We start from the raw sequence: 26,430 nt of genomic DNA, 5'->3' as shown, positions 1-26,430 counted from the left end.
GGGTCAGCGCCCTCCACCGGCGGGCACTGACTATGCTCGATGATGCCCGTGACGAACGACGTGAGGACCGCGACGTGCCAGTGAACCAGGACCTGCAGGGGAAGGTGTATCCGGCCACGCCGCCGTACGCCGTCGGGCGGGAGAAGATCGGCGAGTTCGCCCGGGCCGTGAAGGCCACGCACCCGGCGCACTTCGAGCTGGAGGCCGCCCAGGATCTCGGGTACCGCGACGTCGTCGCCCCGCCGACCTTCGCCATCATCGTCTCGCAGCGGGCGGAGGCGCAGCTGGTCGGCGACGAGGAGGCCGGCATCGACTTCTCCCGGGTCGTGCACGCCGAGCAGCGCTTCACCCACCACCAGCCGATCCAGGCCGGCGACGAACTGACCGCCGAGCTGCACGTCGACACGCTGCGTTCCACTGCCGCGGGCGCGATGATCACCACGCGCGCCGAGATCGCCACCGTCGAGGGCGAGCGGGTCGCCACCGCGGTCTCGACCCTGATCGTGCGGGGGGACGACGCGTGAGCGTGACCTGGGCCGACCTCGCCGTGGGGACGGCGATCGGCGAACGCACCGTCGAGATCTCCCGCGCGGACCTCGTCCGCTACGCGGGCGCCTCCGGCGATTTCAACCCCATCCACTGGAACGAGGACGTGGCCCGCTCGGTCGAGCTGCCCGGCGTCATCGCCCACGGCATGTTCACGATGGGCACGGCCGTCCAGCTCGTCGTCGACTGGATCGGCAATCCCGCCGCCGTCGTCGACTACCAGGCGCGGTTCACCAAACCGGTGCCCGTGGCCAACGAGCTCACCGGCCCGGGCGCGGTGCTGCAGGTCAGCGGCGCCGTCGGGGCGCTGGACGAGGACAACCAGCTGGCCCGGATCGACCTGACGGTGACACTGGACGGCACGAAGGTGCTCGCCAAGTCCCAGGCGCAGGTCAAGGTCTGGTGACCGGGACGCGGCTCGCGGAGCTGACCACCCTCGGCACCGGCGGTCCCGCCCGGCGACTCGTCACCGCCCGCAGCGAGGACGACATCATCGGATGTGTCCGGGAGGCCGACGCCGCCGGTGAGCGGCTGCTGATCGTCGGCGGCGGCTCGAATCTCGTCATCGCCGACGAGGGTTTCGACGGCACGGTGCTGCAGATCGCCAGCACCGGTCACCGGGTCGACTCCGAGGACACCTGCGGCGGCGTGTTCGTCCGGGTCGCCGCCGGGCATCCGTGGGACGACCTGGTGCAGTTCACCGTCCTGCACGCCTACGCCGGCCTCGAGGCCCTCTCGGGCATCCCCGGGTCGACCGGAGCCACGCCCGTGCAGAATGTGGGCGCGTACGGTGCCGACGTCTCGGCCACCATCGCCAGCGTCCGGTGCTGGGACCGGGAGACGAACGCCGTCCGCACGCTGTTCAACCACGACCTGCGCTTCAGCTACCGCGACTCCCTGCTCAAGCGCACCACCGTGGACGGATCGCCCCGCTACGTCGTGCTGACCGTGGACTTCCAGCTCGCCATCGGCCGGATGAGCGCGCCCATCCGGTACGCCGAGCTGGCCCGTGCCCTCGACGTCGAGGTGGGCGCGAAGGCCTACGCCACCGACGTGCGCCGGGCGGTGCTGCGGCTGCGCGGCGGGAAGGGCATGGTGCTGGACCCCGAGGACCGGGACACGTTCAGCACGGGGTCCTTCTTCACCAACCCGATCGTGCCCGTCGAGGAGGCCGCGGCGCTGCCCGAGGACGCGCCGCGGTACCCCGCCGGGGACGGGACGGTCAAGCTCAGCGCTGCCTGGCTGATCGACCGGGCCGGCTTCGGCAAGGGCTACGGCCTGCCGGGCACCCCGGGGGAGGAGCTCGCCGACGGCCGGGCCAGCCTGTCGACCAAGCACACCCTGGCGGTGACCAACCGGGGCGAGGCGAGCACGGCGGACGTGCTCGGCGTGGCCCGGGCGGTGCGCGACGGCGTGCGCGACCGGTTCGGCATCGACCTGCACCCCGAGCCGCTGCTGATCGGGACCGCCCTCTAGCGCTCACCACGACTACCGGTACCGCGAGATGCGCACGGCGGCGAGCGCTTCCCGGATCCGGGCGATGTCCTCGGCGTGCGCGGTCACGTCGACCAGGTCCCGGCTGCGCAGCCACTGCACCAGCCGCCACACCTGGGTCAGGCGGGCACGGCGCACCGCGGTGGGGGCCGGGGTGGCGGCGATGAAGCCCGGAAGCAGGCTCAGCAGCCGGTGAGCCGGCAGCAGTCGCGCCAGGGGCTCGGCGGTGCCGAGGTCGCGTTCGAGACCGACGAGCACGCGCTCGTCCGGGTGGAGCGCGTCGGCGCCGTCGGTGTCGATCCAGTGGCGCAGGGCGGCGTCGACGGCCACGATCCGCCGGGCCGCGGGCAGGGTCCTGCCGCCAAGGCAGGAGACGACGAAGCCGTGCAGCGCGTCGTCGATGGTGCGGTACTCCATGACGCCAGCATGGACCGCGCCACCGACAGAACTGCCCTCAGCCCGTCAGCGAGATGACGCGGATCAGAGGGTGCCGAGGGCGATCCGCAACATCCGTCGCAGCGGCTCCGCGGCGCCCCACAGCAGCTGGTCGCCCACGGTGAACGCGCTGATGTACTCCGGGCCCATGGCGAGCTTGCGGATCCGGCCGACCGGGATGTCCATCGTGCCGGTCACCGCCACCGGGGTCAGATCCCGGACGGTGTCCTCCTTGGTGTTGGGCACCACGTGCGCCCACGGGTTGTCCGCGTCGATGATCCGCTCGATCTCCGCGACAGGCAGATCCTCGGTGAGCTTGAGGGTGATGGCCTGCGAGTGGCAGCGCAGGGTGCCCACGCGCACGCACAGGCTGTCGAACGGGATCGCGGTGGTACCGGGCACCCCGCCGGGGCCGGGCTGACCGAGGCCGAGGATCTTGTTGGTCTCCGCGCCGGCCTTCCACTCCTCCTTCGACATGCCGTCGCCCAGGTCCGCGTCGATCCAGGGGATCAGCGAACCGGCCAGCGGCACGCCGAAGCGGGAGGCGTCCAGGCCGGGATCCTGCTGGGTGGCGAGGACCTTGCGGTCGATCTCGAGGATGGCCGACGCCGGGTCCGCGAGCTCGCCGGCCACCGCGCCGTGGATGGCGCCGAACTGGCTGATCAGCTCGCGCATGTGCCGGGCGCCGCCGCCGGACGCGGCCTGGTACGTCATCGCCGTGCCCCACTCGACGAGGCCGGCCGTGAACAGGCCGCCCAGGCCCATCAGCATGCAGGAGACGGTGCAGTTGCCGCCGATGAAGTCCTTGATACCGCCGGCGAGCGCGGCGTCGATCACGGACCGGTTCACGGGGTCGAGGACGATGACGGAGTCCTCCGCCTGCCGCAGGGTCGATGCCGCGTCGATCCACAGCCCGTCCCAGCCGGCCGCCCGCAGCCGCGGGTGCACGTCCTTCGTGTAGTCCCCGCCCTGGGCGGTGACGATGATCGGCAGCTTCGCCAGCGCCTCGAGGTCGTGCGCGTCCTGCAGCGCCGGGGCGCCCTCGGCGAAGGACGGGGCGGGGCCGCCGGCGTTGGAGGTGGAGAAGAAGACCGGGTCGATGCCCGCGAAATCGCCCTCCTCGCGCATCCGCTGCATCAGCACGGATCCGACCATGCCGCGCCAGCCCACGAAGCCGACGGTCGTGGTCGACGCGTCCGGGGCGGGGCGTGCGGCAGTCACAGCGGGGGAGGTCATGGCCTCCAGTGTAGAGAAACGGGCTCCGTGCCGTCTGCGGGCCGCGTCACGGAGAGGATCGATCAGGCCGGGGCCGAGCCGCGGCGGTACCAGGTGAACCGGTAGCGGGTGCCGCCCGTCGACGTGAGCCACGACCCGTCCGCCGGTTCGCGACGCTCGGCGGCCCAGCCGTCGCCGAGCTCCGGGGCGACCGTGTCCCCGTCGACGTCCAGGTCCAGGTCGGTGACGACGGCGACGTCGGCGAGCGGTTCGGCCTCGGTGAACACGGCGCTGCCGCCGATCACCCACACGCGCTCCGCCCCCGGCGCCCGGGCGGCGTCGGCCAGCGCGGTGGTCAGGTCACCGGCGACGACGGCGCCCTCCGGATCGACCTCGGGGTTGCGGGTCAGCACGATGTTGGTGCGGTCCGGCAGCGGCCGGAACCGGTCGGGGAAGGACTCCCACGTGGTCCGTCCCATGATCACCGGGTGGCCGGTGGTGCGGGCGCTGAAGTGGCGCAGGTCCTCGGGCACGTGCCAGGGCATCCCGCCGTCCCTGCCGATCACCCCGCCGTGCGCCTGCGCCCAGATCAGCCCGATCGGCGGCGCGTGATGACCGGTGGATCCCGTCGCCGCGGGGACCGCCGTCACGCGGTGACCAGGTCGTCGTACTGGGGGAAGCGACGCAGGTAGTCCTGCACGTAGCTGCACTCGGGCACGATCCGCACCCCGCGCTCCCGCAACCGGTCGAGCACCAGCGTCACGAGCGCCCGCGCGTAGCCCTGCCGGCCGTACTGCTCGGCGATGATCGTGTGCTGGAGCACCACGACGCCGTCCTCCCGCACGGTGTACCCGACGAACCCGAGGTAGGTGGGGCCCATCAGCAGGTTGAACCGGCCGCGGTCCGGGTCCTCGTCCAGGGTCAGGTCGGCCCAGTCGGCGTGCAGGGGCGGTGCCGGCGTCGTCGTCATCGTCGTGCCTCCGTTGCAGGTGGTGGGTCCCGATCGCCGTCAGACCGCGATCGGTGCCGTGATGGTGGGGTGGTGCTGGTAGTCGACCACGGAGAAGTCCTCGTACGCGTAGTCGAGGATGCTCGCGGGCCGCCGGGTCAGGAGCAGCTGCGGGTACGGGTAGGGGTCGCGGGTCAGCTGCTCGGTGACCTGGGCCAAGTGATCCTCGTAGATGTGGCAGTCGCCGCCGGTCCAGATGAACTCGCCGGGCAGCAGGTCGGTCTGCTGGGCGACCATCCGGGTCAGCAGTGCGTAGGAGGCGATGTTGAAGGGCACGCCGAGGAACAGGTCGGCGCTGCGCTGGTACAGCTGGCAGGAGAGCCGCCCCGGCCCGTCGGGCTGCGGCTGCACGTAGAACTGGAAGAAGGCGTGGCACGGGGGCAGCGCCATGTTCTCGATCTCCGCGACGTTCCAGGCGGAGACGATGTGCCGGCGGGAGTCCGGCGTGGTCCGCAGGGAATCGACCACCTGGCTGATCTGGTCGATGTGCCGGCCGTCGGGGGTGGGCCACGAGCGCCACTGCACGCCGTACACCGGCCCGAGTTCGCCGTCCTCGTCGGCCCACTCGTTCCAGATCCGCACGCCCCGCTCCTGCAGCCAGCGCACATTGGAATCGCCGCGCAGGAACCACAGCAGTTCGAGGGCCACCGACTTGAAGTGCACCCGCTTGGTGGTGATCAGCGGGAACGAGTCGGCCAGGTCGAACCGCAGCTGCCGCCCGAAGACGCTGCGGGTCCCGGTCCCCGTCCGATCCGGCTTCGGGGTGCCGTCCGCGAGGACCTCGCGGAGCAGGTCTTCGTACGGCGTCGCGATGCTCACGACGACCAGTCTAGGACCGTGGGGTCGCTCAATCGTCGAAGGGCTGGTGACGTTCGACGCCGACGATCCGGCCGGGCTCGGCGGTGCTCACGTGCAGCACGAGCACCTCGCCGGGGCTCAGGTACGGGTCGGCGTCGGGCAGCTGCCGCGCGAGGTCCGCGCCGGCGTGCGCGGCGATGACCTCGAGGACGACGGGCAGCACGGGACGGTGGGTGCAGACGGCCATCGGACGGGACTTCTCCAGCACCTTCTCCATCGCGGCTGCTGCCCGGCGGGGCTTGCGCCGCGCGTTCGCCTCCGTCAGGGCGGACTCGGTGACCACCTTCACGTCGTGCTTCCTGGCGTACGGCGAGATGGTCTGGGTGCACCGCAGCCACGGACTGGTGACGATCCGGTGCGGTCGCCAGGCGACCAGGAGGCCGGCGAGCGCGTGCGCCTGCCGGCGACCGGTCGCCGCGAGCGGCCGCTGGCCCTCGGCGTGGGTCCACCCCGACCGGGGTTTGGCCTTGGCGTGCCGGATGACGAGCACCTCGCGGGTGGCCAGCGTGCCGGCGTCGTGCGCCGTGACGAGCGCGTCGAGCGGCTCCCGGTCGGTGGGGTTGGTCAGCAGCCGGGCCGCGGTCGCGGGGTCGGCCCAGCGGACCCGGTCCACCTCCTTGCCGTCCGGTTCGGCGACGGTGGCGGGGTGCAGCTGCGCCGCCCAGTAGGAGACGTCCTTGCGGCCGGCCGCCACGGCGTACGTGGCCGTGGGCAGGGCGATGCCGAGGGTGATCCGGACCCCGGCCTCCTCCTCGACCTCGCGGACGGCGGTCTGGGGCAGGGCCTCCCCGTCGTCCTGCTTGCCCTTGGGCCAGGACCAGTCGTCGTACCGGGGCCGGTGGATGAGCAGCACCTCGAGCTGCCCGCCGCGCAGCCGCCAGCAGAGGGCACCCGCGGCGAGGACGACGGCGCGGGCGCGGGCGGTATCAGGCACCGGGCCGCCTCGCGGGCCGGAGGGGCCGGGACGCGGTCCCGACCCGGATCGAGACACCCGTCATCGGATCGACGCCGCCCGCGGGTGGGCGCGGGACTCGAGCAGCATGGTCTGGATGTCGGTGAGCGGGCTGCCGTCCTCGGCGCGGGAATGCCGTTCCCACGCGCCGTCCTCGTCGAGGTGCCAGCTGGAGGTGCCGTCGTCGATGTACCGGTCGAGCAGGGCGATCACGTCGCGGATCTGCGTCGGCGACTTCAGCTGCACGAGCGCCTCGACCCGGCGGTCCAGGTTGCGGTGCATCATGTCGGCCGAGCCGATGAACACCACCGGGTTGCCGCCGTTCGCGAAGGCGAAGATCCGCGAGTGCTCGAGGAAGCGGCCGAGGATCGACCGGACGGTGATGTTCTCGCTCAGACCGGGAACCCCGGGCCGCAGCGAGCAGATGCCGCGCACGACGACGTCGACGGCGACCCCGGCCTGCGAGGCCCGGTACAGGGCGTCGATGATCGCCTCGTCCACCATCGAGTTGACCTTGATCTGGATCCGCGCCGCCAGCCCCGCCCGCCGGTTGGCGATCTCCTTCTCGATCCGGTCGATCAATCCCGACCGCAGGGACCGCGGGGCGACCAACAGCCGCTTGAACGTGGACCGCGGCGCGTAACCGGAGAGCTGGTTGAACAGCCGGGAGAGGTCCTCGCCCACCTGTGGGTCGGAGGTCAGCAGGCCCATGTCCTCGTAGTACCGGGCGGTGGACGGGTGGTAGTTGCCGGTGCCGATGTGGCAGTAACGGCGCAGCCCGTCGCTCTCCTGCCGGACCACGAGGGAGAGCTTGCAGTGGGTCTTCAGACCGACGATGCCGTAGACCACGTGCACCCCCGCCTGCTCGAGTTTGCGCGCCCAGGAGATGTTCGCCTGCTCGTCGAACCGCGCCTTGATCTCCACCAGGGCGAGGACCTGCTTGCCGGCCTCCGCGGCGTCCACCAGGGCGTCGACGATCGGGGAGTCGCCGGAGGTGCGGTACAGGGTCTGCTTGATGGCCTGCACCCGCTTGTCCGCGGCGGCCTGTTCGAGGAACGCCTGGACGCTGGTGGAGAACGAGTCGTACGGGTGGTGCAGCAGGATGTCGCGGCGCCGCATCGCGGCGAACACGTTGGCGGCCTTGGCCGTCTCGCTCTCGTTCAGGTCCCGGTTCGTGTGCGGCACGGCCTTCGGGTAGTGCAGGTCGGAGCGGTCGATCCTCGCGATCACGCCGAGGCCCCGCAGGTCCAGCAGCCCGGACAGGGCGTACACCTCGTGCTCATCGACGCCGAGCTCGCGCTCGAGCAGCTGCCGGACGCTCGGATTGATGTCGGTGCGGACCTCCAGGCGCACGGGCGGACCGAACCGGCGGCGCAGCAGCTCCTTCTCGAGGGCCTGCAGGAGGTTCTCGGCGTCGTCCTCCTCGACCTCGAGGTCCTCGTTGCGGGTGACCCGGAAGGTGTGCTTCTCCAGCACCTCCATGCCGGGGAACAGTTCCTCGAGGTGCTCGGCGATGACGTCCTCGAGCGGGAGGAACCGGGCCGTGCGGCCGGGGGAGTGCCCGGCGCGCGGGCCGTCCACGGGGATCAGCCGTGGCAGCTGGTCCGGGACCTTGAGCCGGGCGAACAGGTCCTTGCCGGTGAGCGGGTTGCGGACGATCACGGCCAGGTTCAGGGAGAGCCCCGAGATGTACGGGAACGGGTGCGCCGGGTCGACCGCCAGCGGGGTGAGGATCGGGAACACCTTCTGGACGAAGAAGTCGGTCAGCCGGGCGCGCTCGGCGTCGTTCAGTTCGTCCCAGGACGTCAGGTGGATGGACTCGCGCTCGAGGGCCGGCAGGATCTGGTCGGTGAAGACGGCGGCGTGGCGCTGCATCAGCTCGTGCGCCTTCTCGGAGATCTGGTCCAGCACCTCGAGGGGGCTGAGGCCGGCGGGGGAGGGCACGGCGAGGCCCGCCGCGATCCGCCGCTTCAACCCCGCGACGCGGACCATGAAGAACTCGTCGAGGTTGGACGCGAAGATGGAGAGGAAGTTGACCCGCTCCAGCAGGTAGAGGGTCGGGTCCTCCGCGAGCTCCAGGACGCGGGCGTTGAACGCGAGCCAGCTCAGCTCCCGGTCGAGGAAGCGGTCCGGCCCGACGTCGCCGTCCGGGTGCAGCACGGGGGCGAAGTCGGGGATGTCGATCCGGTCCTGGGTCGCGCGCGCGGCGGCCACCTCGGAGAACGTGAAGGGTGCAGCGGTGCCCATCCGCGCGGCCCCGTCGGCCTGCGCGGTGCTGTCGACCGATGACTGCTGGTCCATGAGTCTCCTGTCGCGGGTGCGGGTGCCGGGCCGTTTCCCAGATTACTGGCTGCCGACGGCGCCGGTGGCCGGGGCGTAGAGGACGTCGACGTCCGCCCGGACGAAGCCCACCGCGGTGTAGAGCCGCACGGCCGCCGTGTTGTCCGCGTCGACGTACAGGGTGATGGTCTCGACCCCGCGGCGGCGCAGGTGGGCCAGGCCCGCCGCGGTCAGCACCCGGCCGAGGCCGCGGCCCTGGGCGTCGGGGTGTACCCCGAGCACGTAGATCTCGCCCTCGTCCGGTTCGGCGGGGTCGATCTTGGTCCAGTGGAACCCGAGCAGCGGGCCGCCGGTGGCCGGGTCGGTCGTGCGTTCGGCGAGGAACAGGCCGTCCGCGTCGAACCAGTCCTGGGCCATCAGGTCCGCCAGGTCACCGGCCGTCAACGCACCCTGCTCGGGGTGGTGCGCGAACGCCGCGCGGTTGAGGTCGAGCAGCGCCGCCTCGTCGCCGGGCCGGAAGGCGCGCACCCGGGTGCCGTCGGCCGACGCCGGGACGGCGTTCGCGGGGGCGACGGCGGCGACGGGTGCGCTCATCCGCCACAGCTCCCGCACCACGGTGTACCGGTTCCGGTCGGCGAGGACGCGCGCGGCCGGGTGGTCCCCGTGGGACCAGGTGCGCACCCCCGCGTCGCGGGTCTCGGGCAGCGCGGCCGCGGCCGCCAGCAGGGCGGACGCCGCCCCGGCGCGGCGATGCCGGGGGGCCACCACGAGTTCGAGCAGGGGGGCGCCGTCGCCGTCGGCGACGAGAACCGCCGCGCCGACCGGGGCGGCGGCCGCGTCGGCCCGGTCGCGCTCGCGGGCGAGCAGCGTGGTCACCCGGCGTCCGTCGGCGTCGCCGCCGCGCAGGCTGACGAGGGTCTGGTCGGAGAACGGCGGGTGGCCGTCGGTGCTGCGGGCGGTGCCGGCGAGGGACCCGAGCTGCGCCAGGGTCGCGTCGGTGGGGCGGGAGCGGACGGTGTCGATCTGCCAGCGCGGGGTACTCATGCCCTCCTGCCTAGGCGATGGGGCGCCCCGGCGCAACCGCGCGAGCCTCGTGTCCGTGAACCGGCGTGTCCGCGTGACGAGGTACCCGCGCGACGACGTCGGCGGGGCGGGGCGCCGCGGTTTGCGCCGGCCGCGCGGGATCGGCTAGCGTCGTGGCCGTTCCCGCTGCCGGGACGAGGGGGATGCACCAGTGGGGTGCCCTCGGTACGTTCGACCCGTACGTCCTCCACCAGCACCGCGAAGGGCCCGACCACCTGGTCGGGCCCTTCGTTCGTTCGTGGTGCGTGGGCCGGCCCGCGCGCGCCGGGTCAGGCGTCGGCGCCCTCGAGGGCGTCCTCGTCCAGCCGCGTCGCGGCGAACCGGTAGCCGACGTTGCGCACGGTCCCGATCAGGGTCTCGTGGTCCGGGCCGAGCTTGGCGCGCAGCCGCCGCACGTGCACGTCCACGGTGCGGGTGCCGCCGTAGTAGTCGTAGCCCCACACCTCGTGCAGCAGCTGGCTGCGGGTGAAGACCCGGCCCGGGTGCTGCGCCAGGTACTTGAGCAGCTCGAACTCCTTGTAGGTGAGGTTGAGGATCTGTCCCGAGACGCGGGCGGTGTAGCTGGCCTCGTCGATGACGACGCCGCCGGCGCGGATCTCGCCGCTGTCCTCGGCCTCAGCGTCCGTGCGGGAGACCGCCAGCCGGAGCCGGGCCTCGACCTCGGCCGGCCCGGCCGAGTCGAGCACGACGTCGTCGGCGCGCCAGGCGGTGGAGACGGCGGCCATGCCGCCCTCGGTCAGCACCAGCACCAGCGGTGCGCTCAGGCCGGTGGCCTTGAGCAGCTGGGAGAGCGCCCGTGCCCCGACCAGGTCGCGGCGCGCATCGAGCAGGACGACGTCGCACGGCTCGGTCTCGAGCAGGGCGGTGGGCTCGGCCGGGAGGATGTGCACCCGGTGATTGAGCAGCTCGAGGGCAGGGAGCACGTCCACGGAGGAACCGGTGCTGTTGGTGAGGAGCAGGAGGTGCGACATTTCTGCCTCCGTCGGTCGTGGTCTCACGCGCGCGTCGTCGGTCACGTCGGTCATCGGCGCCCGCCCCCGGGAGGTCAGGACGGTCCCAGTATACGATCCGCGTTCCGCCCTGAGCGGAAGCGTGACACACGCGACGCGGCGGAGCCGTGCCGGGCGCGGCCGCCATCCCCGATCCGGCCGCCGGTGCGGGAGGATGGGGGCGTGAGGCTGAACATCGTCTGTGCCGCCGCCCTGCTCACGCTCGTGGGGCTGGTGGCGGCGGCCGCCGCGGGCGTCGGGGCGATGACGGGGGTCGTCATCGCGGCCGCGATCGTCACGGGAGCGGGCTGGGTGCGGCTGCAGGGCCTGACCGCGGCCCGCGCGCACAGCGTGGTGATCGCCCTGGCCGGCATCGCGGCGGCCCTGCTCGCGGTGCGCGCGCCCGGCGCCTACCTGACCTGGACCGGACTGGTCGCCTGCCTGGGGGTGATCGCCGTCTTCCTGGTCGAACTCGTGCGCGGCACGGGCGCCGCCCGCCGGCTCGAGTCCCTGGTCGCCTCCTCCTCCGGCGTCGTGCTGACCGTCCTCGGCTCGGGCTGGATCGGATCGCTCCGCGTGGCCACCGATGAGCACGCCGCGCTGATCGGCACCACCGCGGTGGCCGCGGTGGCGGCCGTGCTGATGGCGGCGGTGCCGTGGCCGGACCGTGTGATCGACCCGCTCTGCGTGCTGGTGGCCACGGCCGTCGCGCCCCTGGTCGCGCTGCTGCTGCACGAGCCCGGCGCGGCCGTCGCCGCGGTGCTCGGCGCGGTCGCGGGCCTGGTGGTCGCCACCTTCCGGCGCATGGTCCTGGCCGACGGCGGGCCTCGGACCCGGTTGGGTGCCGTGGCGGCGGGCGTCGGCCCGGTGATCGCGGCCGGCTCGGCCGTGTACGGGGTGCAACTGCTGCTCGCCGGCTGACCGCGCCCGACGCCGGCCGAGGGGCGGGGTCGCGGGCGTCCCGGAAGACCGGGAACGCGGTGCGCCGCGTGTACCCTGACAGCATGTCGATCGTTGCTCTCGAGATCTTCTTCCTGGTGCTGCTGGTCATCGCCGGCCTGGCGATGGCCTGGTTCGCCGGCTTCGTCGTCTGGCGGCTGTTCAAGGGCCAGCAGTAGTCTGAGCCGATGCCCTTCGAACTGCCCACCGACCTCACCCCCGAACTCGTCCCCCTGTCCTGGCTCCTCGGGAGCTGGACGGGCACCGGCGTCCTCGGGTACGCGGACGAGGAGAGCCAGCAGTTCGAGCAGCAGATCACCTTCGCGCAGAACGGCCTGCCGTACCTGATCTACACCAACGAGTCGTGGCTGATCGACGAGGACGGCCACCGTTTGCGTCCGTTGACCCTGGAGACGGGCATCTGGCAGCTGGACCGGCCCCAGAACGACGCCGATTCCGGGCCCGGCATGCTGCCCGCCGACATCGTCCCCGCGCTGCGCACCGCCGACGACGTCGAGGAACTGCGCAACGACGACGGTGGTTTCGACATCGTGGCCACCATCGTCCACCCCGGTGGGGTGAGCGAGCTGTATGTCGGCCAGATCAAGGGCCCCCGCATCGACCTGAGCACCGATGCCGTCATGCGGGCGCCCGGCGCCAAGGACTACCGGGCCGCCACCCGGATGTACGGCCTCGTCGAGGGCGACCTGCTCTGGGCATGGGACATCGCCGCCGCCGGCCGGGCGCTGCAGACGCACGCCTCGGGCCGCCTGCACCGCTCCTGAGGGCCCAGCACCTGAGCACACCGACCCTCCTCCGACGAGGGAATGCCGGCCCACGCCGTCGCCGTTGAGGAGATCATGAGCATCACCAGCCCCTTGCTGTCCCGCCACGGCGCGGTCCCCGACGCGGGAGTCGACGCGCCCGTGGCCGCCCACTACGGCGACCCCGCCCAGGAGCAGCGCGCCCTGGCGCGCGGCCGTGCCGTGGTGGACCTGAGCAACCGCGGCGTCGTGACCGTCACCGGGCCGGATCGGCTCAGCTGGCTGCACACGCTGTCGTCCCAGCAATTGACCGGCCTGCCGGCCGGCGTGACGACCGAGACCCTGCTGCTGAGCATCCAGGGCCGGATCGAGTTCGACCTGCTCGTCACCGACGACGGGGAACGCACCTGGCTGCTCACCGACGCCGGCCAGCACGCGGACCTGGCCCGGTGGCTCGACTCGATGCGGTTCATGCTGCGGGTGGAGGTCGCCGACGTCACCGCCGACTGGGCGGCGCTCGGCACCACGCTCGACCCCGAGGACGCCCCCGCGCCCCTGCGCGACGCCGTCGTGCGCTTCACCGACCCCTGGCCGAGGATCGGTCCCGGCGGCTACGCCTACACCGTGAGCGCGGACCACCCCGCGGCGTCATGGCGCTGGACGCTCTTCCTCGTCCCCCGCGCCGGGCTCGAGGCGACGGTGGACGCGCTCGCCGACGCGGGCGTCGGACTCGCGGGCAACAGCGCCGCGGAGGCGCTGCGGATCGCGGCCTGGCGCCCCCGGTACGCCCGCGACGTGGACGAGAAGACCATCCCTCACGAGCTCGATCTGATCCGCACCGGGGTCCACCTGGCCAAGGGTTGCTACAAGGGGCAGGAGACCGTCGCCCGGGTGCACAACCTCGGGCACCCGCCGCGTCGCCTCGTGTTCCTCCACCTGGACGGCTCGGAGCACACGTTGCCGGCCGCCGGCGCCGAGGTCCACAGCGGCGATCGCACGGTCGGCCGGGTCACGTCGGTCGCGCAGCACGGCGAGATGGGGCCGATCGCGCTGGCCGTAGTCAAGCGGTCGGTGGACCCGGCCGCGGATCTCGTCGTCGTCGACGGCGAGAGCCGTTACGCGGCGGCGCAGGAGGTCATCGTCGCGCCCGACGCCGGCCAGGTGGTCGGTCGCCCGGTGGGGCTGCTGAACACGCGGCGCGGCTGACGTCCCGGGCCGGCGGAGAACTCAGCCGAAGAGCAGGGCTGCCTCGTCGTACCGCGACTGCGGCACCACCTTGAGGCTGCCGATGGCCTCGGCGAACGGAACCTGGACGATGTCGATGCCGTCGAGGGCCACCATGTGCCCCCAGCGCTCCTCGAGGACGAGGTCGATCACCGCCATGCCGAACCGGGTGGCGAGCACGCGGTCGTAGCTGGTGGGGGTGCCGCCCCGCTGCATGTGGCCGAGGATGGTGTTGCGGCTCTCGATACCGGTGATCCGCTCGATCTCACCGGTCACCCACTCGCCGATGCCCCCGAGCCGCGGCCGTCCGAACGCGTCCAGGCCCTTGTCGGAGTACGCCTCGTCGTACCCGGCGGGGATGAAGCCCTCGGCGACGACGACGAGCGGCGCGCGGCCGCGGTCGAACGCCTCCTGCACCCACCCGGTCACCCGGTCCATCTCCAGGCTCTGCTCCGGGATGAGGATGGCGTGCGCGCCGGAGGCGACGCCCGAGTGCAGGGCGATCCAGCCCGCGTGCCGGCCCATCACCTCGGCGACCATGCACCGGGAGTGGGACTCACCGGTGGTGCGCAGCCGGTCCATCGCGTCGGTGGCGATCTGCACCGCGGTGTCGAACCCGAACGTGTAGTCCGTCGCGTTCAGGTCGTTGTCGATGGTCTTGGGCACCCCCACGACCTTGATGCCCTCGTTGGCCAGCCGGTTCGCGGCGGCCAGGGTGCCCTCCCCGCCGATCGCGACGACGGCGTCGATGCCGTTGCGCTCGAGCATGGCCGCGATCTTCTCCGGCCCGCCGCCGTCCCCCTCGTAGGGGTTGGTCCGGGACGTGCCGATGATCGTGCCGCCCTGCTTGGAGATGCCGCGGACCACCGAGCGGGGGATCGGGATGATGTCCTCCTGCACGACGCCGCGCCAGCCGTCCCGGAAGCCGACGAACTCGTGGTCGCCGACCTCGATGCCCTTGAGCACCATGCCGCGGATCACCGCGTTCAGGCCGGGGCAGTCCCCGCCGCTGGTGAGCATGCCGATCTTCATGACGTGGGTCTCCTCGAGGGACGGTGGGCGGTCGACGGGCGGGCGGGTCAGCGCGTCAGGGAGCGCTGCAGCGGGATGACGCCGTTCTCGTCCGGCAGCAGGATCCAGGCGATGCCGTAGACGACGACGCCGGAGCCGGGCAGCACGAGGCTGAGCACGAAGAGCAGCCGGACCAGCCACGGGCTGACGCCGAACCGGTCGGCGAGGCCGCCGCAGACCCCCGCGAGCATCCGGTGTGGGCCTCGGCGGACCCCGAGGGACCGGATGGCGGTGAAGAACGAGTCCATGGTGGTCAGCCTGCCAGTTTCCCCCCGCCCCCGCCAGCGCACGCCGGCCCCGCTGGGACACCGTGCCGGGCGGGCGGTCCGTCGCGCCGGTGGTTCAGGAACCGAGCAGGCGCTGGATCCGGCCGATGCCCTCGATCAGGTCGTCCTCGCCGAGGGCGTAGGACAGCCGCAGGAAGCCGGACGGGCCGAACGCCTCGCCGGGCACCACCGCCACCTCCGCCTCATCGAGGATGAAAGCGGCGAGTTCGGCGCTGGTGGCCATCGTGCGACCGCGAACCGGGCGCTGCAGCAGGGGCCGCACGTCGGCGTACGCGTAGAACGCGCCGGTCGGCATCGGGCACTCGATCCCGTCGATCGCGTTCAGACCCTCGACGATGAGCTTGCGCCGCCGGTCGAACGACTCGCGCATCCGGTGGACGGCGTCCAGCGGGCCGGCGACGGCGGCGAGCGCCGCGCGCTGGGAGACGTTGGCGACGTTCGACGTCGCGTGGGACTGGAGGTTGGTGGCCGCCTTGACCACGTCCGGCGCGGCGATCATCCACCCGACCCGCCAGCCCGTCATCGCATACGTCTTGGCGACACCGTTGAGGATGACGACGCGGTCACCCAGCTCCGGCGCGGCGGTGGCGATCGAGGTGAACGGCACGCCGTCATAGGTCAGGTGCTCGTAGATCTCGTCGGTGACGACCCACAGACCGTTCGACGCGGCCCAGGCGCCGATCCGCGCGGTCTGCTCGGGGGAGTAGACGGCCCCGGTGGGGTTGGACGGGGAGACGAAGAGCAGCACCTTCGTGCGCTCGGTCAGGGCTGCCTCGAGCTGGTCCTCGGTGACGAGGTAGCCCTGGTCCGGGCCGGCGAACACCTCGACGGGCACACCGCCGGCCAGCCGGATGGCCTCCGGGTAGGTGGTCCAGTACGGGGTGGGCATGAGCACCTCGTCGCCCGGGTCCAGCAGCGTCGCGAACGCCTCGTAGACGGCCTGCTTCCCGCCGTTGGTCACCAGCACCTGGCCCGGGTCGACGGTGTACCCCGAGTCGCGTTGCGTCTTCTGCGCGATGGCGGCCTTCAGTTCCGGCAGTCCGCCGGCGGGGGAGTAGCGGTGGTTCTTCGGGTCCCGCGCCGCCTCGACCGCGGCCTCCACGATGTAGTCCGGCGTCGGGAAGTCCGGCTCCCCGGCGCCGAAGCCGATCACGGGTCGGCCCTGCGCCTTGAGGGCCTTCGCCCGGGCGTCCACCGCGAGGGTGGCCGACTCGGCGATCGATCCGACACGCTGGGAGATGCGGGCTGCGCTCATGACGTCCTTCGTTGCGGGCGGGGGCGGTTCCAGTCTAGGCGGGCGCGGATTCGTGACGCGGGTGTCGATGTTCGTGTTCGTTCGGGTCGTGTGCGGTCTGGTCGTGTGCGGATGGCACGGCCCCGGGCACGGGGACTGGATCTCCCGGCGCTCGCAGAGCTCGCTCTGGTCGACACGTCCCCTTCCGCCCGGCGCCGGGGCGTCGTCGCGAGGCGAGCCGGACGGCACGGCCCCGGGCACGGGGACTGGATCTCCCGGCGCTCGCAGAGCTCGCTCTGGTCGACACGTCCCCTTCCGCCCGGCGCCGGGCCGTCCTCGCGCGTCGAGCCGGTCGGGCCGTCCTCGGGCGGCGGGTTCCACGGGGCTCGGTTCGACTCGGGGGCTGCGGATGCGTAGACTGGTCTACTGGTGTTCCGCCGAAGGTCGATCGCGCCCTCTCGCAGGGTGGTCCGGCGTCGGCGCGGGGAATGCCGAAGGGTAGTGGCGCAATTGGTAGCGCAGCGGTCTCCAAAACCGCAGGTTGCAGGTTCGAGTCCTGTCTGCCCTGCGCACTGGCTGGCGAACAGCCGGCCATCGCGGCGCGTCGGTCGATGACCGCACGCGAACTCGACGAACGGCAAGTGAGGAATCGGTGACCGAAACAGCTGCCAGCAGCTCTCAGGGGCGCCCCTCGCCCGAGACGACGCAGCGGAAGCGCAACGTGTTCGCTCGCATCGCGCTGTTCGTCCGGCAGGTCATCGCCGAGCTGCGCAAGGTGGTGACGCCGACTCGCGGCCAGTGGCTGAACTACACCGCCGTCGTGCTCGTGTTCGTGGTGATCATGATGCTCATCGTGACGGGACTGGACTTCGCGTTCTTCTCGGCCGCGAAGTGGGTCTTCGTCGGCACCCCCGAGCAGTGACGCCCCGGGTGCGCGAGCACCCCGCCAGACAACCCGGTCGAGAAACAGGAGTACACCGTGTCCGAGCACAGGCTCGATAACTTCGACGACGACGTCGCCCCCAGCGCCGACTCGCCGTTCAGCGACGCCGCGCCGACCTCGGCACCGGTGTCCGCGCCCGCCGAGCCCGTGATCGAGGACGAGGGTCAGGACGCCGACGCCTCCGACACCGTGGTCGCCGAGGAGGATGACGCCGTCGCCACCGACGAGGCGACCATCCAGGAGACCGACGCGGCCGTCGCCGCCGGTGCGGACACCGCCGAGCCCGCCGCGGACGCGGACGCCCCCGAGGACGAGGCCGGCCAGTCCGCCGAGGACGCGCTGGCGGAGTTCACCGCCAAGCTGCGCCGCCAGGAGGGTGACTGGTACGTCATCCACTCCTACGCCGGCTACGAGAACCGGGTGAAGGTCAACCTCGAGACCCGGATCCAGACCCTCAACATGGAGGATTTCATCTTCGAGATCCAGGTCCCCATGGAGGAGGTCGTGGAGATCAAGAACGCGCAGCGCAAGATCGTGCGCCGCGTCCGGATCCCCGGCTACGTGCTCGTCCGGATGGAACTGACCGACGAGTCGTGGGGTGCCGTCCGGCACACGCCGGGTGTCACCGGTTTCGTGGGCAACGCCCACAACCCGGTCCCGCTGCGCCTCGACGAGGTCGTCTCCATGCTCGCCCCGTCGTTCGAGGCCGAGCGCGCCGCCGAGGACGGCAAGCCCGCCCGCCCCGCCCCGGGCGCCACCGTCGTCGACTTCACGGTCGGCGAGTCGGTGATCGTCAAGGAGGGCCCGTTCGAGACGCTGCCCGCCACGATCTCCGAGATCAAGCCGGAGTCCCAGCAGCTCGTCGTCCTGGTCTCGATCTTCGAGCGCGAGACCCCGGTCACCCTGGGGTTCCATCAGGTCACCAAGATCTGAGGACCGCACCGACACAGACTTCGTCGTCGTGACCCGATGCTTTGCGGGGATCGACGGCGGCGGCCGCCGCGCCACGGCGGCCAACCTCCGCCGGGACGCTCCTGTGCCGGCGGGCACCATCATGGAAGAAGGATCTTCAATTGGCTCCCAAGAAGAAGGTCGCCGGCCTGATCAAGCTGCAGATCCAGGCGGGCGCCGCCAACCCGGCCCCCCCGATCGGTCCCGCGCTCGGTCAGCACGGCGTCAACATCATGGAATTCTGCAAGGCGTACAACGCCGCGACGGAGTCCCAGCGCGGCAACGTCGTCCCCGTGGAGATCACGGTGTACGAGGACCGCTCGTTCACCTTCATCACGAAGACCCCGCCGGCCGCTGAGCTGATCAAGAAGGCCGCGGGTGTCCAGAAGGGCTCCGCGACCCCGCACACCACCAAGGTCGCCAAGCTGACCCAGGACCAGGTGCGCGAGATCGCCCAGACGAAGCTCGAGGACCTGAACGCGAACGACGTCGAGGCCGCGGCCAAGATCATCGCGGGCACCGCCCGCTCGATGGGCATCACCGTCGAGTGACGAGGTGGAGCCGCAGTCACGCGGGACCCGCTCCGAGCTTGCGAGGAGTGGGAGTGGCTGTGGACTCGCGTATGGCGGAGTCGACGAAGGAGACAACGCCATAGCAAGCACCGCAGTCACTCGACAGTCCAGCACCGTCGAGTGACCACCCGCCGAGCAGCCGCTCGGCACCAGACACATCCCGTGGGAAGGGGCCGCGCGCGGCCCGTCACACCACACCTGCACAAGGAGAAAACGCAGATGGCACAGCGCAGCAAGGCATACCGGGCGGCCGCCGACAAGATCGAGGACGGCAAGCTCTACACCCCGGTCGAGGCCGTCACCCTGGCCAAGGAGTCCAACCCGTCGAAGTCCGACGCCACTGTCGAGGTCGCGTTCCGGCTGGGCGTCGACCCCCGCAAGGCGGACCAGATGGTCCGCGGCACCGTGAACCTGCCGCACGGCACCGGCAAGACCGCCCGCGTGGTCGTCTTCGCCACCGGTGACCGGGCCGCCGCGGCCGAGGCCGCCGGCGCCGACTTCGTCGGCTCGGACGACCTGATGGAGCGGATCCAGGGCGGCTGGACGGACTTCGACGCCGCCGTCGCCACCCCGGACCTGATGGGCAAGGTCGGTCGCCTGGGCAAGATCCTTGGCCCCCGCAACCTGATGCCGAACCCGAAGACCGGCACGGTGACCCCGGACGTGGCCAAGGCCGTGACCGACATCAAGGGCGGCAAGATCGACTTCCGGGTCGACAAGCACGCGAACCTGCACTTCATCATCGGCAAGGTGTCCTTCGACGCCGACAAGCTGATCGAGAACTACGCGGCCGCCCTTGACGAGGTGCTCCGGCTCAAGCCGTCCGCCTCGAAGGGCCGCTACATCCAGCGCGCCACGGTGAGCACCACCTTCGGCCCCGGCATCCCGGTGGACCCGAACGTGACCCGCGTGCTGCCCGCCGCCTGAGGCACAGGAACCCGCGGCCGCACGGCCGTCGAACGGGGCCGGACGAGATCCTCTCGTCCGGCCCCGTTCGCGTCCGCCCGCACCCACGACGACACGGGTGAGAATGGGACGATGACCGTCCGCGACGGCTCCGTCGAGATCCGCGGCCTGGCCCGGCCCGCGCGGCTGACCGACCCCGACGCCCAGCCCTTCGTGGCGGCCGCCGACCTGGCGGTCCGTGTCCGCCGGGACCTGTGGGGCGACGACGACCACGCCGAGAGCCTGCCGGAGCAGTTCGCCCTGGCCGCGAACACCCCGACCGAGCACTGGCGGGCGTGGCTCGCGCTCGACGCGCGGGCCCGCGTCGTCGGGCTGGTGACGGCGACCCTGCCGCAGCGCGAGAACCACGACGTCGCGTGGATCGACGTCGTGGTCGATCCGGGCCGCCGTCGTGCCGGCATCGGGTCGGCCCTGCTCGACGCGGCCGAGCGGGAGCTGCGCGCCGCCGGTCGCACCGTGCTGGCCGGGTGGTCCGAGACCCCGGGCACCGCGCCCGGGCGGGACACCGTGCCGGCCCGGTCCGGGGAGGGCGGCCTTCCCGGCGGCGTCCCGGTGGCGGCCTTCGCCCGGCGCCACGGGTTCGTGCTCGAGCAGGTCGAACGGCTCGGCCGGCTCGACCTCCCGGTGCCGGCCGCCACGCTCGACGCGGTGTCGCCGGCGCCCTCGCGCACGGCCGGCTACGAACTCGTCGGCTGGGTGGACGCGGCGCCGACCGCCGCCGCGGCGGACTACGCTCGATTGAAGACGGCCATGAGCACCGACATCCCGTCCGCGGACCTGGCCCAGGACGCCGAGGTGTGGGACGCGGACCGGATGGCGCAGGAGGAGGCCGAGCTCGCTGCCCGCGGCGGACACCGGCTGGTGTCGGCCGTCCGCGACCTCCGCACCGGCAGGCTGGTGGGGCACACGGTGCTCGAACGTTTCGACGCCCGACCCGCCGTCGCCTACCAGGAGGACACCCTCGTGCTCGCCGAGCACCGCGGGCGCCGGCTGGGTATCCTGCTCAAGACGGACAACCTCCGGCGACTCGCGACGGTGTGGCCGGACGTGCGCCGGGTCTACACGTGGAACGCCGAGGAGAACACGCCGGTGCTCGACATCAACGCCGAGCTCGGCTTCCGGCAGGTCGGCGTGGTCGGCGCGTGGCAGAAGCGCCTGACCTGACCCCGCCGGCCACCCGTGGCGCACCGGGTCCGGGGGCCCGGGCATAACCGTCCCTGTCCCGACGTTGACGCTGCGGCGGTGCCGCGCGTCGGCGTCCGCCCGCCGCGCACCCCCGCTCCGTACCCGTTCCACCAGCTCGCCGAATCGCGCCGTCCCCCGGACGTGCGCCACCGCCCCGTCCCCGGGTCACCCCGGGCGGAAGGACACTCGTGACCACCACCCGCAGCGACCGCACGGCCGCGCCGGCCCAGCCCCCCGTCGCCGAGGCGACGCCCCCGCGCCCGGGCACCCCCGCGGCCGACAGTCCGCTCGACCCGCACGCCTGGCCGGCCCTCTGGGCCCTCGTCATCGGCTTCTTCATGATCCTCGTGGACTCCACGATCGTCACCACGGCGATGCCCGCGATCATGCGCGGACTCGGTGCCGACATCAACGCGGTGATCTGGGTGACCAGTGCCTATCTGCTGGCCTACGCCGTCCCGCTGCTGATCACCGGCCGGCTCGGGGACCGGTTCGGACCCAAGAACATCTACCTCGTGGGCCTGGCCGTCTTCACGCTCGCCTCCGCCTGGTGCGGATTCTCGGGCGACGTGTCCATGCTCATCGCCGCCCGCGTGCTGCAGGGACTCGGGGCCGCGCTGATGACCCCGCAGACCATGTCCGTCATCACCCGGATGTTCCCCGTCGTCCACCGGGGCGCCGCCATGGGGCTGTGGGGGGCCACCGCGGGCATCGCCACGCTCGTCGGGCCGATCCTCGGCGGGCTGCTGGTGGACTCGCTGGGCTGGGAGTGGATCTTCTTCGTCAACGTGCCCGTCGGCGTGGTCGGCTTCGTGCTGGCCTGGATGCTGGTCCCGTCGCTGCCGACCCACAGCCACCGCTTCGACTGGCTCGGCGTGCTGCTCAGCGCGGTCGGCATGTTCGCGCTGGTGTTCGGCCTCCAGGAGGGTGAGACCTACGACTGGGGCACCATCACCGGTCCGATCTCCGTGTGGGGCCTGATCATCACCGGCGTCGTCGTGCTCGTGGCGTTCGTGCTGTGGCAGCGCTACAACCGCGGTGAGCCCCTGATCCCGCTGCGGCTCTTCCGGGACCGCAACTTCAGCCTCGCGAACACGGCGATCACTCTCGTGGGACTGGCGATCACCGCGATGAACTTCCCGATCATGCTGTTCCTGCAGACGGTCCGCGGCCTGACCCCGACGCAGGCTGCCCTCATGCTGGCGCCGATGGCGGTCGTCTCCGGGGCCATGGCGCCGGTCGTCGGGCGCATCATCGCCCGCGTGGATCCCCGGCGCCTGGCCGTGCCCGGCATGGCGGCGTTCGGCGTCGGCCTGCTGATCCTGGCCGCGATCATGACTCCGGACACGCCCCTGGTGTTCCTGGCGCTCGTGCCGATCATCATGGGGCTCGGCAGCTCGTGCATGTGGGCCCCGCTGTCGATCAGTGCGACCCGCAACCTCACCCCGGATGTCGCCGGTGCCGGCTCGGGTGTCTACAACACCACCCGGCAGGTGGGCGCGGTCCTCGGCTCGGCCGCGATCGCGGTGCTGATCCAGAGCCGGCTCACCGCGGAGCTGCCGCAACTTCCCGGCGGCGCCCCCGCGGGCGAGGCCGGCGCATCCGCCGCGGGGGCTCTGCCGACCGCGCTGCAGGCCGGCTACGCCGGCGCGATGGGCCAGTCCCTCGTGCTGCCCGCGGTCGCCCTGCTGGTGGCGGCCCTGGTCGCCGCGTTCCTGGCGACGCCGCGCGGGCTCGGTCGTCGACGCGGGCGGCACGCCGCCTGACGCCGTTCGGCTCCGCACCGCAGCTGACCCTTGCTGTCGACCTGGACGCCCGACCGTGTGCGCCTGACTTCGCACTGCAGACTCGCACTCCAGCCCGCGCGCCGGCGTCGTGTCCGGGCTCTGGTGTGGCCACGCCCGGCTGTTCGCACTCGAGCCCGATTTCGGCCGTGGTGTTCGGGCTGGGGCGTTGGAGCGCGGGGTGTCGCCTCGTTGTTCGGGCTCTGGTGCAGCCGCGCCCGGTGTTGGCACTCGAGCCCGATTTCGGCCTTGGTGTTGGGGCTGGGCTGCTGGAGCGGGGCTGGGCTGCTGGAGCGCGGGGTGTCGCCTCGTTGTTCGGGCTCTAGTGCAGCCGCGCCCGGTGCTCGCACTCGAGCCCGATTTCGGCCTTGGGGTTCGGGCTGGGACGCTGGAGCCCGGGGTTTCGCCCCGTTGTCCGGGCTCTAGTGCAGCCGCGCCCGGTGTTGGCACTCCAGCCCGGACGCCGGCGTCGTGTTCGGGCTCTGGTGTGGCCGCGTCCGGTGCTCGCACTCGAGCCCGATTTCGGCCTTGGTGTTCGGGCTGGGGCGTTGGAGCACGGGGTTTCGCCTCGTTGTTCGGGCTCTGGTGTGGCCTCGCCCGGTTGTTCGCACTCGAGCCCGATTTCGGCCTCGTTGTTCGGGCTCTGGTGTGGCCGCGCCCGGTTGTGCGCACTCCAGCCCGAACCGCGCTCCGGTGTTCGGGCTCGGGTGCAAGGTCGACGCCCGGGCGCCGCGCTCGCCGCGGCGGCCGGGCATTTGGCCGGGCCGCTGCGCTCGCGTACCATGGACGGGTACCAAAGACCGCCGGTCGTTCGTCCCGGCCCGGGCATCGTGCTCGACGCCGGAACGAACCGAAGGCCCCGCACCGCGGGCGACCTGCGTAGGTGAACGAAAGCTCGACGCCGACGGGATTCCCGTCCGCTCCCCGTGCGCCCCGTGCATCTGCGCGGGGCGTTGTTGCGTTCTGAACGCATCCTCCGCTGCCGTGGCCTGGCCGGCCCACGATGACCGGAAGGAGAACCATGGCGCAGCCGAACAAGGTCGCCGCGGTCCAGGAGTTGACGGAGCACTTCCGCAACTCCACCGCCGCCGTCCTGACGGAATACCGTGGTCTCACCGTGGCCCAGCTCAAGCAGCTGCGCCGTTCCCTCGGTGAGAACGCGGAATACGCCGTGGTGAAGAACACGCTGACCGAGATCGCGGCGAAGGAGGCGGGCATCGACGCGTTCGACGGCCAGCTCTCCGGGCCCTCCGCGATCGCGTTCGTCACCGGAGACCCGGTGGAGGCTGCGAAGAGCCTGCGTGACTTCGCCAAGACCAACCCTCAGCTGATCGTGAAGGGTGGCTTCCTCGAGGGGAAGGCACTCAGCGGCGCTGAGATCACCAAGCTCGCGGATCTCGAGTCCCGCGAGGTCCTGCTGGCCAAGGTCGCCGGCGCCGCTCAGGCGTCGCTGTCCAAGGCCGCCGCCCTGTTCCAGGCTCCGCTCTCCAAGGCCGTCCGCACCGCGGAGGCCCTGCGAGCGAAGCAGGACGAGGCCAGCCAGGCCGCGTGAGCGGCCGCTGCCCGACGGCGGTGACGCCACGACGGCAGCACAGGCAGGACCCGCTCCTGCCGGCCCGGGCCCCGGGCCACGACCGAAGATCCCGCCGGCACCATCCCGCCCCGTGAGGGCGGGACGAGACCGGCAACGAAAACGAAGGAGCGCCATCATGGCGAAGCTGACCACCGACGAACTGATCGACGCGTTCAAGGAACTGACCCTCATCGAGCTCTCCGAGTTCGTCAAGGCGTTCGAGGAGACCTTCGACGTCACCGCCGCCGCCCCCGTGGCCGTGGCCGGCCCGGCTGCCGCCGGTGGCGGCGCGGACGCCGAGGCCGAGGAGGAGAAGACCGAGTTCGACGTCGTCCTCGAGGCCGCCGGCGACAAGAAGATCCAGGTCATCAAGGAGGTCCGCGCGCTGACCTCCCTGGGTCTGAAGGAAGCCAAGGACCTGGTCGACGGTGCCCCGAAGGCCGTCCTCGAGGGCGCCAACAAGGAGACCGCCGAGAAGGCCAAGGCGCAGCTCGAGGGCGCCGGCGCCACCGTCACCCTCAAGTGACCTCGCCGATCATCTGATCATTGGTACTCGCCCCCTCGGGGGCGGACAGCAGAGCCCCGCTCCGGTCATCGGAGCGGGGCTCTTCTCGTCGGTCGCCGCGGGCGCGGGTCAGTCGCGCGAGAGCAGCAGCGCCTCGCCCTGACCGCCGCCGCCGCACAGGGACACGGCGGCCCGGCCGGACCCCCGGCGGGCCAGTTCGAGCGCCGCGTGCAGTGCCAGCCGCGCGCCGGAGGCCCCGATCGGGTGGCCCAGCGCGATCGCGCCGCCGTGGATGTTCGTCCGCTCCAGCGGGTAGTCCAGGTCTGCGAGGGACTGGACGGCCACCGCGCCGAAGGCCTCGTTGATCTCGATGAAGTCGAGGCTCTCGCGGGACCAGCCGGCCCGGCCCAGCGCGTGGTCGATGGCCCGGGAGGGCTGGGAGTGCAGCGAGTTGTCCGGTCCGGCGACCTGACCCGGGGCTCCGATCACGGCCAGCCACGGCAGGTTCCGCTCCTGCGCCCACGACCGGCGGGCGACCACGACGACGGCCGCCCCGTCCGAGAGCGGGGAGGAGTTGCCCGCGGTGATGGTGCCGTCCGTGGCGAACGCGGGCCGCAGGCCGGCGAGGGTCTCGACGGTCGTGGTCGGCCGGATGCCCTCGTCGGCGGCGACGACGATCGGGGCTCCCTTGCGCTGGGGTACCTTCACCTGCACGATCTCCCGGTCGAAGACGCCGCCCTCGGCGGCAGCGGCCGCGCGCCGGTGCGAGGCCGCCGCCACCTCGTCCTGGGCGGCCCGGTCGATGCCGAGGCGGCCGTTGTGCGCCTCGGTGGACGCGCCCATCGAGATGTGGTCGAACGAGTCGACGAGCCCGTCGTTCGCGACGGCGTCGATCGCCTCGAACGAGCCGTACGTCCAGCCCTTCCGCGCTCCGGGGAGCAGATGCGGGCCGTTGGTCATCGACTCCTGGCCCCCGGCGAGGACGACGTCGGCCTCGCCGGAACGGATGAGCCGGGCGGCGTCGGTGATGGCGACCAGACCGGAGAGACACACCTTGTTGACGGTGACGGCCGGCACGTCCCAGCCGACGCCGGCGGCGACCGCGGTCTGCCGGGCCGGGTTCTGCCCCGCGCCGGCCTGGACCACCTGGCCGAGGATGACGTGGTCGACGTCGGCGGCGTCGATCCCGGACCGCTCGATCGCGGCGGAGGCGGCCAGCGTGCCCAGCTGAACGGCGGTGAACCCGGCCAGCTGGCCGAGGATCTTGCCCTGCGGGGTCCTCGCCCCGGCCAGGATGACGACGTCGTTGTCGTGCTGCTCACTCATGATGGTGGTGGTCCTTCGTGACGACGGGTGGGTGACTCCACCCTAGTGTGACGCGCGCCTCCCGCACCGACCCGTCCCCGCGCGATACCACAGCCCGGGCTGGACACCAAGCACCTCGATGGGTAGACTGAATCTTTGCGTATCCCCTTTTCACCTTCAGCCTTCATATAGCGGTGGGCTCGGTCGTGTGCTGCGCAGGACGCCTGGCCCGTGAACAACCACGGCGGCGACCGCGGGCAGCGACC

Annotated in this window: 27 protein-coding genes and 1 tRNA gene; 15 read left to right on the top strand and 13 right to left on the bottom strand. The window is 72.2% G+C overall.

Annotation, left to right across the window (positions count from 1 at the left end):
* The first annotated feature begins 74 nt into the window (after positions 1-74).
* The 3 genes from IEX22_RS05870 to IEX22_RS05860 are packed head-to-tail and all read left to right on the top strand — an operon-like array spanning position 75 to position 2,022.
* Positions 75-524 (top strand): FAS1-like dehydratase domain-containing protein, encoded by a 450-nt coding sequence (locus tag IEX22_RS05870; protein WP_188667354.1) that lies wholly within the window; start codon positions 75-77, stop codon positions 522-524.
* Positions 521-952: a MaoC family dehydratase gene (locus IEX22_RS05865; protein ID WP_188667353.1), complete on the top strand. Its 432-nt coding sequence runs from the start codon at positions 521-523 to the stop codon at positions 950-952. Before IEX22_RS05870 ends, IEX22_RS05865 begins: the two co-directional genes overlap by 4 nt.
* Positions 949-2,022 (top strand): UDP-N-acetylmuramate dehydrogenase, encoded by a 1,074-nt coding sequence (locus tag IEX22_RS05860; RefSeq protein ID WP_188667352.1) that lies wholly within the window; start codon positions 949-951, stop codon positions 2,020-2,022. The genes IEX22_RS05865 and IEX22_RS05860 overlap by 4 nt, the downstream gene beginning before the upstream one ends.
* Before the next feature lie 12 nt (positions 2,023-2,034).
* On the opposite strand, the gene IEX22_RS05855 is transcribed toward IEX22_RS05860, so the two are convergent.
* The 9 genes from IEX22_RS05855 to IEX22_RS05815 all read right to left on the bottom strand — a co-directional run bounded on the left by IEX22_RS05855 (position 2,035) and on the right by IEX22_RS05815 (position 10,843).
* Positions 2,035-2,457: a hypothetical protein gene (locus IEX22_RS05855; protein WP_188667351.1), complete on the bottom strand. Its 423-nt coding sequence runs from the start codon at positions 2,455-2,457 to the stop codon at positions 2,035-2,037.
* A gap of 63 nt (positions 2,458-2,520) precedes the next feature.
* Complete coding sequence (gene asd, locus IEX22_RS05850) at positions 2,521-3,711, bottom strand: aspartate-semialdehyde dehydrogenase (protein ID WP_188667350.1); 1,191 nt, start codon at positions 3,709-3,711, stop codon at positions 2,521-2,523.
* A 62-nt stretch (positions 3,712-3,773) separates the two neighbouring features.
* Positions 3,774-4,340, bottom strand: coding sequence for a dihydrofolate reductase (locus tag IEX22_RS05845; protein ID WP_188667349.1), 567 nt, complete (start codon positions 4,338-4,340; stop codon positions 3,774-3,776).
* A complete protein-coding gene (locus IEX22_RS05840; RefSeq protein ID WP_188667348.1) occupies positions 4,337-4,660 on the bottom strand; it encodes a GNAT family N-acetyltransferase in 324 nt (107 codons plus the stop codon). Before IEX22_RS05840 ends, IEX22_RS05845 begins: the two co-directional genes overlap by 4 nt.
* Positions 4,661-4,699: 39 nt before the next feature.
* A complete protein-coding gene (locus IEX22_RS05835; protein WP_438816597.1) occupies positions 4,700-5,518 on the bottom strand; it encodes a thymidylate synthase in 819 nt (272 codons plus the stop codon).
* A 28-nt stretch (positions 5,519-5,546) separates the two neighbouring features.
* Positions 5,547-6,491, bottom strand: coding sequence for an NUDIX hydrolase (locus tag IEX22_RS05830; RefSeq protein WP_188667346.1), 945 nt, complete (start codon positions 6,489-6,491; stop codon positions 5,547-5,549).
* 60 nt (positions 6,492-6,551) lie between these two features.
* Entirely contained in the window at positions 6,552-8,756 is a 2,205-nt protein-coding gene (locus tag IEX22_RS05825) for an RNA degradosome polyphosphate kinase (protein ID WP_438816600.1), read from the bottom strand.
* 96 nt (positions 8,757-8,852) lie between these two features.
* Positions 8,853-9,833, bottom strand: coding sequence for a mycothiol synthase (gene mshD, locus IEX22_RS05820; RefSeq protein ID WP_188667342.1), 981 nt, complete (start codon positions 9,831-9,833; stop codon positions 8,853-8,855).
* 308 nt (positions 9,834-10,141) lie between these two features.
* Positions 10,142-10,843 (bottom strand): winged helix-turn-helix transcriptional regulator, encoded by a 702-nt coding sequence (locus tag IEX22_RS05815; RefSeq protein ID WP_188667340.1) that lies wholly within the window; start codon positions 10,841-10,843, stop codon positions 10,142-10,144.
* A gap of 201 nt (positions 10,844-11,044) precedes the next feature.
* On the opposite strand from IEX22_RS05815, the gene IEX22_RS05810 reads away from it, so the two are divergent.
* The 3 genes from IEX22_RS05810 (at position 11,045) to ygfZ (ending at position 13,770) form a co-directional block, all read left to right on the top strand.
* Entirely contained in the window at positions 11,045-11,782 is a 738-nt protein-coding gene (locus tag IEX22_RS05810; RefSeq protein ID WP_188667338.1) for a hypothetical protein, read from the top strand.
* Between the two features lie 206 nt (positions 11,783-11,988).
* Positions 11,989-12,585, top strand: coding sequence for a heme-binding beta-barrel domain-containing protein (locus IEX22_RS05805; RefSeq protein ID WP_188667335.1), 597 nt, complete (start codon positions 11,989-11,991; stop codon positions 12,583-12,585).
* A 75-nt stretch (positions 12,586-12,660) separates the two neighbouring features.
* Positions 12,661-13,770: a CAF17-like 4Fe-4S cluster assembly/insertion protein YgfZ gene (gene ygfZ, locus IEX22_RS05800; protein WP_188667333.1), complete on the top strand. Its 1,110-nt coding sequence runs from the start codon at positions 12,661-12,663 to the stop codon at positions 13,768-13,770.
* 21 nt (positions 13,771-13,791) lie between these two features.
* On the opposite strand, the gene IEX22_RS05795 is transcribed toward ygfZ, so the two are convergent.
* From IEX22_RS05795 to IEX22_RS05785, 3 genes are all read right to left on the bottom strand, one after another.
* Positions 13,792-14,820: a 6-phosphofructokinase gene (locus IEX22_RS05795; protein ID WP_188667332.1), complete on the bottom strand. Its 1,029-nt coding sequence runs from the start codon at positions 14,818-14,820 to the stop codon at positions 13,792-13,794.
* Positions 14,821-14,867: 47 nt separating this feature from the next.
* The gene (locus IEX22_RS05790) at positions 14,868-15,107 is read right to left on the bottom strand and encodes a PspC domain-containing protein (protein WP_188667330.1); all 240 of its coding nucleotides are present in this window, start codon (positions 15,105-15,107) and stop codon (positions 14,868-14,870) included.
* Between the two features lie 94 nt (positions 15,108-15,201).
* Entirely contained in the window at positions 15,202-16,401 is a 1,200-nt protein-coding gene (locus IEX22_RS05785) for a pyridoxal phosphate-dependent aminotransferase (RefSeq protein ID WP_188667328.1), read from the bottom strand.
* Between the two features lie 474 nt (positions 16,402-16,875).
* Here IEX22_RS05785 and IEX22_RS05780 point away from each other — a divergent pair.
* The 9 genes from IEX22_RS05780 to rplL all read left to right on the top strand — a co-directional run bounded on the left by IEX22_RS05780 (position 16,876) and on the right by rplL (position 24,880).
* Positions 16,876-16,948 (top strand) — tRNA-Trp (locus IEX22_RS05780).
* Positions 16,949-17,032: 84 nt separating this feature from the next.
* Positions 17,033-17,302 (top strand): preprotein translocase subunit SecE, encoded by a 270-nt coding sequence (secE, locus tag IEX22_RS05775; protein ID WP_188667326.1) that lies wholly within the window; start codon positions 17,033-17,035, stop codon positions 17,300-17,302.
* A gap of 57 nt (positions 17,303-17,359) precedes the next feature.
* Complete coding sequence (gene nusG, locus IEX22_RS05770) at positions 17,360-18,256, top strand: transcription termination/antitermination protein NusG (RefSeq protein ID WP_188667324.1); 897 nt, start codon at positions 17,360-17,362, stop codon at positions 18,254-18,256.
* Between the two features lie 140 nt (positions 18,257-18,396).
* The gene (gene rplK, locus IEX22_RS05765; protein ID WP_188667322.1) at positions 18,397-18,825 is read left to right on the top strand and encodes a 50S ribosomal protein L11; all 429 of its coding nucleotides are present in this window, start codon (positions 18,397-18,399) and stop codon (positions 18,823-18,825) included.
* Between the two features lie 240 nt (positions 18,826-19,065).
* Entirely contained in the window at positions 19,066-19,773 is a 708-nt protein-coding gene (gene rplA, locus IEX22_RS05760) for a 50S ribosomal protein L1 (RefSeq protein ID WP_188667320.1), read from the top strand.
* Between the two features lie 111 nt (positions 19,774-19,884).
* A complete protein-coding gene (locus IEX22_RS05755; RefSeq protein WP_188667318.1) occupies positions 19,885-20,976 on the top strand; it encodes a GNAT family N-acetyltransferase in 1,092 nt (363 codons plus the stop codon).
* 359 nt (positions 20,977-21,335) lie between these two features.
* Positions 21,336-22,763, top strand: a complete 1,428-nt coding sequence (locus tag IEX22_RS05750; protein ID WP_188667443.1) for a DHA2 family efflux MFS transporter permease subunit — start codon at positions 21,336-21,338, stop codon at positions 22,761-22,763.
* A 1,039-nt stretch (positions 22,764-23,802) separates the two neighbouring features.
* Complete coding sequence (rplJ, locus tag IEX22_RS05745; protein ID WP_188667317.1) at positions 23,803-24,333, top strand: 50S ribosomal protein L10; 531 nt, start codon at positions 23,803-23,805, stop codon at positions 24,331-24,333.
* 157 nt (positions 24,334-24,490) lie between these two features.
* Entirely contained in the window at positions 24,491-24,880 is a 390-nt protein-coding gene (rplL, locus tag IEX22_RS05740) for a 50S ribosomal protein L7/L12 (protein WP_188667316.1), read from the top strand.
* 108 nt (positions 24,881-24,988) lie between these two features.
* On the opposite strand, the gene IEX22_RS05735 is transcribed toward rplL, so the two are convergent.
* Positions 24,989-26,185, bottom strand: coding sequence for an acetyl-CoA C-acetyltransferase (locus IEX22_RS05735; protein WP_188667315.1), 1,197 nt, complete (start codon positions 26,183-26,185; stop codon positions 24,989-24,991).
* Positions 26,186-26,430 lie beyond the last annotated feature (245 nt).

This window comes from Tersicoccus solisilvae (assembly GCF_014643255.1).
In the GTDB taxonomy this organism is placed as follows: Bacteria; Actinomycetota; Actinomycetes; order Actinomycetales; family Micrococcaceae; genus Tersicoccus; species Tersicoccus solisilvae.
This window is presented reverse-complemented; position numbering and strand designations above follow the sequence as displayed.